This is a genomic window from Streptomyces sp. NRRL B-24572 (genome assembly GCF_002156145.1).
GTDB lineage: Bacteria > Actinomycetota > Actinomycetes > Streptomycetales > Streptomycetaceae > Streptomyces > Streptomyces vietnamensis.
Genome location: NZ_MWIG01000369.1, coordinates 1 through 6692 on the forward strand (window position 1 = coordinate 1; position 6692 = coordinate 6692).

Sequence of the window (6692 nt, forward strand, 5' to 3'; positions counted from 1 at the left end):
AGGGCGTTGCCGAGGTTGTTGAGTGCCGCGCCTTCGCGGTGGTGGTCGTCGAGTTCGTGGAAGATGCGGGCGGCTTCGGCATGGGCGGCGATGGCTTCGTCGGGGCGTTGCGCTTCTTGCAGGACGACGCCGAGGTTGTCGAGCGCCTGGCCTTTGCTGTGGCGGTCGCCGAACTTCCGGAAGATGCGGGCGGCTTGGTTGTGGGCGGTGATGGCCTCGTCGAAGCGTCGGACTTCCCTCAGGGCGTTGCCGAGGTTGCCGAGTGTCAGTCCTTCGCCGTGGAGGTCGCCGAGTTCGCGGCAGATCATGAGGTTTGCGGTGTGGGCGATGATGGCTTCGTCGAAGCGTCGTACTGCTTGTAGGGCGTTGCCGAGGTTGTTGAGTGCCTGGCCCCCGCGGTGCTGGTCGCCGAGTGCGTGGAAGATGTGGGCGGCTCGGGTGTGGGCGGTGATGGCTTCGTCGAAGCGCCGTGCTTCCTCCAGGTCGTTGCCGAGGTTGCCGAGGCACTGGCCTTCGTTGCGGTGGTCGCCGAGTTCGCGGCAGATCTGGGCGGCTTGGTCGTGGGCGGTGATGGCTTCGTCGAAGCGTCGGACTTGCCTCAGGGCGCTGCCGAGTGTGCTGAGCGCCATGGCTTCGCTCCGACGGTCGCCGAGTTCGCGGGCTGCGGCGAGGGCGTACTCGCCGACGGCGAGCATGTCGTGGAAGCGGCGGCGCTGATTCAGATAGACGTTCAGGCATTCGACCAGTCGCAGGGCCGCGGAGGGGGTGCCGGCGGCGGCGCGAGAGACCGTGGCGATGAGGTTGGCACGTTCGGCGTCCAGCCAGGCCAGGGCGGTGGCCTGGTCGGGAAAGGCCTCGGGCACCGGTTGACCGGGCAGGGCGCGTAGGTGGTCGTCGGCCGCGTCGCAGGTGACGAGGTAGTACGCCAGGAGTCGTTCCAGGGCCCGGCTCTCGTCCTGCTCCGGGGGGAGTTCGCCGGCGTACAGGCGGATCAGGTCGTGCATCCGCCAGCGGTCGGAGCCGACCGGGTCTTCGCTGATCAGGCAGGACCGTGCGAGGGTGGCCAGACTCCTGCGGGTCTCTCGGGCGGGTCGGCCGCTCAGGGCGGCGGCGGCCTCGGTCGACAGGTCGGGGCCCGGGTTGAGGGGAAGCAGAGCGAAGAGCCGGGCGTCCCGTTCCTTCAAGCGCCGGTACGACAGGTCGAAGGCGGCGCGGACCGCCAAGGTGCGTCCGGTGACGTCCTCGTGTCGGAGCGACTCCAGCCGGGTGCGGGCGTCGGCGAGCTCGTCCGCCAGCTTGGCGATCCGGAGTCCCGGGTCGTCGATCAGCAGGGCGGCGGCGATCGTCAGGGCCAGCGGCAGACGGCCGCAGTGGCCTGCCACCTGCTTCAGCGCCTCGGGCTCCGCCCCGGCGCGCTCGTCGTCCGGGCGGACCTGGGCGAGGGAGTCGGCGATCAGCGCGACGGCCGACTCGGTGTCCAGCTCGTCCAGGGGGACGAGTCGGGGCCGGAAGTCGGGCGAGGTCAACGCGTCGCGGGACGTGGCCAGGAGCCGGTGGCCCGGGTGCGCCGGTATCAGGGGGAGCAACTGGGCGGGGGAGGAGGCGTCGTCGGCGAGGATCAGGACCGGGCCGTGGTCCCTGGCGCGGCGGGCCAGTTCCGACTGGTACAGGCCGGCCTGCTCCTCGACCGTCGGCGGCAGGTCCTCGGTCCGTACGCCCAGGGCCCGCAGCAGCGCCTCAAGCGCCTGCTCGGGGCGGACCGCGCCGGTCGGGGCGTAGCCGCGCAGGTGTACGAAGAGGGTTCCGCCGGGGAAGTGGCCCCGTGCGACGGCCCGGTGGGCGGTGTGCAGGGCCAGGGCCGTCTTGCCGACACCCGGCAGGCCCGTCACCACCGTCACGCCCGACCCCGTTCCGCCGGGGGCGAGCGCCTTGAGGAGTTCGTCGGTCTTTGCCGCACGACCGATCAGCTCCGGCGCCGGCGGCAGGGCGTCCAGGGCCTGAGGCGTCGGCCTGCTGTGTGACGTGCTCGGCGTGGCCTGAGGCGTCGGCCTGCTGTGTGCCGTGTTCAGGATCGTGTCGACTGGTCATCGGTCCCCGTTCCGCTGACGTGCTGATCCCCGCCGACTTGGGTGATGCTTCCCTGGTCGGACGCTTCCGCCTGCTGTTCCACCCGGTCGGGGGCGGCGGACGCGGGGGCCGGGATCCGGCTGCCGCCCACCTGGGTGACCCGGCCGTTCCCGGTCGCCGTCGCCCGCTGCGTCACCGTGCGCCCGGGCGCAGGCGTGGGTGCGGGCGCAGGTGGCTGCTCCTGCCCCGCCCACCAACCGACCCCCGCCGCAACCACCGTCGCCGCCACCGTGGCGAACGCGATCGCCACCGCGAACCGCGTCTCCTCCTCCTTCGGCAGCCATCCCCACGACACCGTCCGGGCCGCCCACAAGCACACCCAGAACGTCACGGCCGCCGCCACCACGGTCACCGTCCACCGCATCGGACGAGACATCTGCCCCCCTTGGTCCCCCTACGTGACTCTCCTCTTCCCCGCGCGCGTACCCCCGTAACGAGCCTGCTGGTACGCCGAGTTCGGTGTCACAGGCTCAGCGCCGCCAGGATCGTCCCCGTCATCCGGTCCGGGTGCTGGAACACCTCCCTCGCCGTGAAGCGCAGCACCCGGCGGACCTCCCGGCAGGACTGGAGCGCGTTGAAGCGGGCGACGTCCCGTTCGTGGGCGCGGCGGGTGCCGTGGAAGGCGTAGCCCTCGATCTCGACCGCCAGGCCCGCCCTCCGGAACAGGAAGTCCGGGCGCAGGGGGCGGCCGCTCGCCGCGAGGAGGGTCGGTTGGCACTCGGGGACCAGGCCCGTGTCGCCCATCCGCAGCCTCGCCACCGTCTCCGCCGGGGACCCCGACGCCGGTTCCGTCAGGCGCAGCCACGCGCGGGCACGGGGCCCGCCCGGCCGGGGCGCGGCGAGTTCGGCGACCAGCTCCTCGTACCGGACGACGGCTTCCCGCCACACGCCCCCGACCGCCCGGCGCGCGAGTGCCGAGTCCGCGACGACCACCGCCTCCTCCCGGGTCGCCGAAGTCCGTATCAGGTCGCCGACCGTCCGCGCCGGGGTCGTCGTCCGCAGCCCGCGTCGTATCGACCGGTCCCGGGACGTCAGGAACGTCGTGCCGTGGATCCGGGTGCGCGCGCCGAGCGCCGAGCGGGTCGGTGCCGGGGCCGTGAACTCCAGCGGGGCGTCCGCGGCCGCCGTTCCCAGTCGCTCGACGCGGTGCAGTCGCGCCGCCGTCCCGTGGCTGCACACCAGTTCCGGGCGCAGGAACTGGAGGGCCGTCGCCCTCAGCCGCCAGTCCACCTCCCTCCCCGGGGCCGCCCACGCGCCCCGGCAGATCCGCTGCCAGCCGTCGCGGCGCAGCCGTCCGGCCAGTCGGCCGGGGGACCAGCCCGCCGCGACCGCCCAGACCGTCAGGAGGACCCCGCCCCTGGCGAGGATCGCCAACTCGTACATACGCCCAACGATCCACGGAAGAGGGACACTTCGCACCCCCTGTGGAAAACCCGGCGAAAGACGTCGCCAGGAAAGCGTAAATCCGGCGGGACATCCCCCTTCGGCAGGAGCATTCTGGACAGATGACGGCGAGCCCGAGCGCGACTCCCCACCCGGCCCCCAGCGTGCAGCTGGTCAGTGACCTCGTCACCCGGATCCCCGAGTTCCGGAGGACGTACGAGACCCACGTCTTCCATCAGGGCGGCGTCCTGCCGCACGTCTTCTTCTGGGACGTCGTCCAGGACACCGTCCGGTCCTTCCTGGGGGAAGCCCCCGACGCCGCCGACTGGCGCCACACGCTCGACTTCCTGGAGGAGCAGAGCGCGCGCGGCGTTTTCGGCATCGACGAGGTCATCGTCACCTCCTTCCTCGGCGACCTGCCCTCGCCGCAGGAGCCCGGGCACGCCATCGTCGAGCAGCTCGGTCCCGTCATGGCCGCGAAGTTCGTCCGCATAAGGCCCCTCGGGTGAGCCCTGCCCGTGCCCCCGGATAATCGGGCGCATGTCCCTGACCAGGCCAAGCAACCCCACCCTCGCCGCCCTCGGCGGGTACGCCGCCACCCGACTCGTCGGGCTCGTCGTCCTCGCCGTCGCGGCCGGCGCCACCGGGAAGGACGGGCTGCACCGGCTCAACGGGCGCTGGGACTCCGTCTGGTACGTGCGGATCGCCGAGCACGGATACGGGTACCAGGTCACCCTTCCCCACGGTGACGTCCACTCCGACCTCGCCTTCTTCCCGCTCCTCCCCGCCCTGGAGCGCGGCCTCTCCGCCGTCCTCCCCGTCGACGCCGCCACCGCCGGGCTGCTCGTCTCCTGGACCGCCGGGCTCGCCGCCGCCTGGGGCATCGCGAAGTGCGGCGCCCATGTCGCCGGGCCACGCGCGGGCGTGCTCCTCGCCGTTCTCTGGGGCGTGTACCCGACCGCCTTCGTGCAGTCCATGGCCTACACCGAGACGCTGTTCACGGCCCTCGCCGCCTGGTCGCTGTACGCCGTGCTGCGCGGGCGCTGGATCCTCGCCGGCGTCCTGTGCGCGGCCGCCGGGCTCACCCGGCCGACGGCCGCCGCGCTGATCGCCGCCCTCGGCATCACGGCCCTCGCCACCCTCGTACGGGAACGGCGGCTGCCCCTGCGGACGGTGGCCGGAGTGCTCATCGCCCCGCTGGGCTGGCTCGCGTACATCGCCTACGTCGGGGTCAGGCAAGGGAGCCCCACCGCCTACTTCGACGTCCAGGCCGCCTGGGGCAACTCCATCGACGGCGGTGTCGCCCTCGCCCTGTTCATCGCGGGCCTGCCGTGGCCCGCCGCCCTCGGCCTGTGCGCCGCGCTCGCCCTGCTCGGATGGCTGATCGCGCTGTGCGTGCGGCAGCGCCAGCCGCTGCCGCTGCTCGTCTACACGATCGGCGTCGTGTTCGTCTCGCTCGTCGGCGCCGCCTACTTCGGCTCCCGGCCGCGCCTGATGATGCCCGCGTTCGGGCTGCTCCTCCCGCCCGCCGTGGCCCTCGCGCGCGTGCGGACCCGTACCGCCGTGCCCGTCCTCGCCGGGCTCGCCCTCGCCTCCGGTGCGTACGGGGCGTTCACCCTGCTCGGTTCGGGCCCGCCGTGACCTGTCCGCAGGACACGCGCCCGCGTACCCCCGGTTTCAGCTGCCCGTGAGGTCCACGCGCACGCGTACTCCCTTTTTCAGCCCCCACTCCGCCATCGCCCCCGCCTCCGTCTCCAGGACGTGCCGGCCGCGCGGCCGGATCATCCCGAGCCGCCCCGGCCGCATCGTCACCACCGACCGGACCGTGAACGAGCCGTCCAGGTAGGCCACGTCGATCGGGAAGCGCATGCCGAAGGTGTGCACGCTGTTCGTCCGGACGATCAGCAGCGCCCCTGCGATCCCGTCCCGGCCGAGCAGTCCCCGCCGCCTTGCCCGGTACGAGGCCGCCACCTCCAGCGGGATCTCCCGGGCCCGCGCGGCCACTGTCAACGTCCCCGTCCCGTCCACCCATTTCCCCATGCGCCAGACCGTAGCGGCCCAGCGGCTTAGGGTCTCGTGCGTGGAGGTCACCGTGATCGTCGTCGCCGCCCTGTGGGGGGCCGCCGTCGGGCTGCTCGTGCCCCGGGCCGCGTACCGGCTCTCCGTGGAGCCCGAGGAGCCGTGGCGGGACCGCTGCCCCGCCGGGCACGTCCTCGTCGGGCCCGGGCGCGGCTGGTTCGGCGGGCCCGGGCGGCAGGCCTGCGCGACCACCGCGAGCCCGTTCCTCGCGCCGCTGCTCACCGCCCTCGTCTGCGCCGCGCTCGCCGCCGCCACCGGCGGGCCCCGGCCCGAGCTCGCGGTCTGGCTGCTCGGCGCGCCCTTCGCCGTCCTCCTCGCCTGCGTGGACGCGCGCGTGCACCGGCTTCCGGACGGGCTCACCCTGCCGCTCGCCGCCGCCGTGCCCCTGCTCCTCGGCGGCGCCGAACTCCTCCCGTACGACGCCGGCTCCTGGATCCACGCCCTGCTCGGCGGGCTCGCCCTCGGCGGGGCCTATCTGGTGCTGTTCCTGATCAACCCGAGCGGGCTCGGCCTCGGCGACGTGAAGCTGGCGGTCCCGCTCGGCGCCGCGCTCGGCTGGTACGGCTGGGGCGTGCTCTTCGCCGGGGCCTTCGCGGGCTTCCTCCTCGGCGCGGTCTACGGCCTCGGCCTCGTCCTGCTGCGCCGGGCCGGACGCTCCTCGGCGATCCCCTTCGGCCCCTTCATGCTCGGGGGCGCCCTGCTCGGCCTCCTCCTCGGCGCGTTCACCGCGATTCCCTGAAAGCCCGCCGCTCCTCGACCCTCTCCTCGGCGCGTTCACCGCCGTGCCCCGAGGGCCCGCCCTAGCATCGCCGCACATGCTGACAATTGCGAGCGAAGCACCCGTAAAGGGCACGGCGTCCGCGCCCCCGACCCGCCGGCCCCCCGCCCCCTGGGTCTGGGCCGCCGGGCTCTTCCTCCCCTACGCGACCGTCGCCGTGCGCCGCCACCAGCTCCTGCGCACCACCGGCTACGACCTCGGCATCTTCGAGCAGGCCGTCCGCGCCTACGCCGAAGCCCGCGAAGGCCCCGGCGAAGAGCACGCCCCAGCCGTACCAGCCGAGCGCGGCGCCGAGCGGGACCGCCAGCTTCACGTCGCCGAGGCC

Annotated in this window: 7 protein-coding genes and 1 pseudogene; 5 read left to right on the forward strand and 3 right to left on the reverse strand. The window is 73.6% G+C overall.

The features are described from left to right. Positions 1-2072 (reverse strand): tetratricopeptide repeat protein (locus CCN56_RS22190; protein ID WP_306300620.1); only part of this gene is annotated, 2072 nt, incomplete at its 3' end. A 60-nt stretch (positions 2073-2132) separates the two neighbouring features. Here CCN56_RS22190 and CCN56_RS42690 point away from each other — a divergent pair. Next, complete coding sequence (locus CCN56_RS42690; protein WP_143664597.1) at positions 2133-2561, forward strand: hypothetical protein; 429 nt, start codon at positions 2133-2135, stop codon at positions 2559-2561. Between the two features lie 28 nt (positions 2562-2589). Here the strand turns inward: CCN56_RS42690 and CCN56_RS22200 are convergent, their stop codons facing one another. Beyond that, on the reverse strand, positions 2590-3510 hold the full coding sequence (locus CCN56_RS22200; RefSeq protein ID WP_086829342.1) for a hypothetical protein: 921 nt from the start codon (positions 3508-3510) through the stop codon (positions 2590-2592). Between the two features lie 122 nt (positions 3511-3632). Here CCN56_RS22200 and CCN56_RS22205 point away from each other — a divergent pair, with 122 nt between their 5' ends. Then, positions 3633-4019: a hypothetical protein gene (locus tag CCN56_RS22205; protein ID WP_086829344.1), complete on the forward strand. Its 387-nt coding sequence runs from the start codon at positions 3633-3635 to the stop codon at positions 4017-4019. A 31-nt stretch (positions 4020-4050) separates the two neighbouring features. Then, entirely contained in the window at positions 4051-5151 is a 1101-nt protein-coding gene (locus CCN56_RS22210) for a hypothetical protein (RefSeq protein WP_086829346.1), read from the forward strand. A gap of 36 nt (positions 5152-5187) precedes the next feature. On the opposite strand, the gene CCN56_RS22215 is transcribed toward CCN56_RS22210, so the two are convergent. Next, positions 5188-5550, reverse strand: a complete 363-nt coding sequence (locus CCN56_RS22215; protein WP_086829348.1) for a DUF192 domain-containing protein — start codon at positions 5548-5550, stop codon at positions 5188-5190. 40 nt (positions 5551-5590) lie between these two features. On the opposite strand from CCN56_RS22215, the gene CCN56_RS22220 reads away from it, so the two are divergent. Together CCN56_RS22220 and CCN56_RS43345 are read left to right on the forward strand one after the other, a co-directional pair. Further along, entirely contained in the window at positions 5591-6328 is a 738-nt protein-coding gene (locus CCN56_RS22220) for an A24 family peptidase (protein ID WP_179199942.1), read from the forward strand. A 76-nt stretch (positions 6329-6404) separates the two neighbouring features. Further along, positions 6405-6692, forward strand: a pseudogene (locus CCN56_RS43345) (DUF2079 domain-containing protein); the annotation flags it as partial.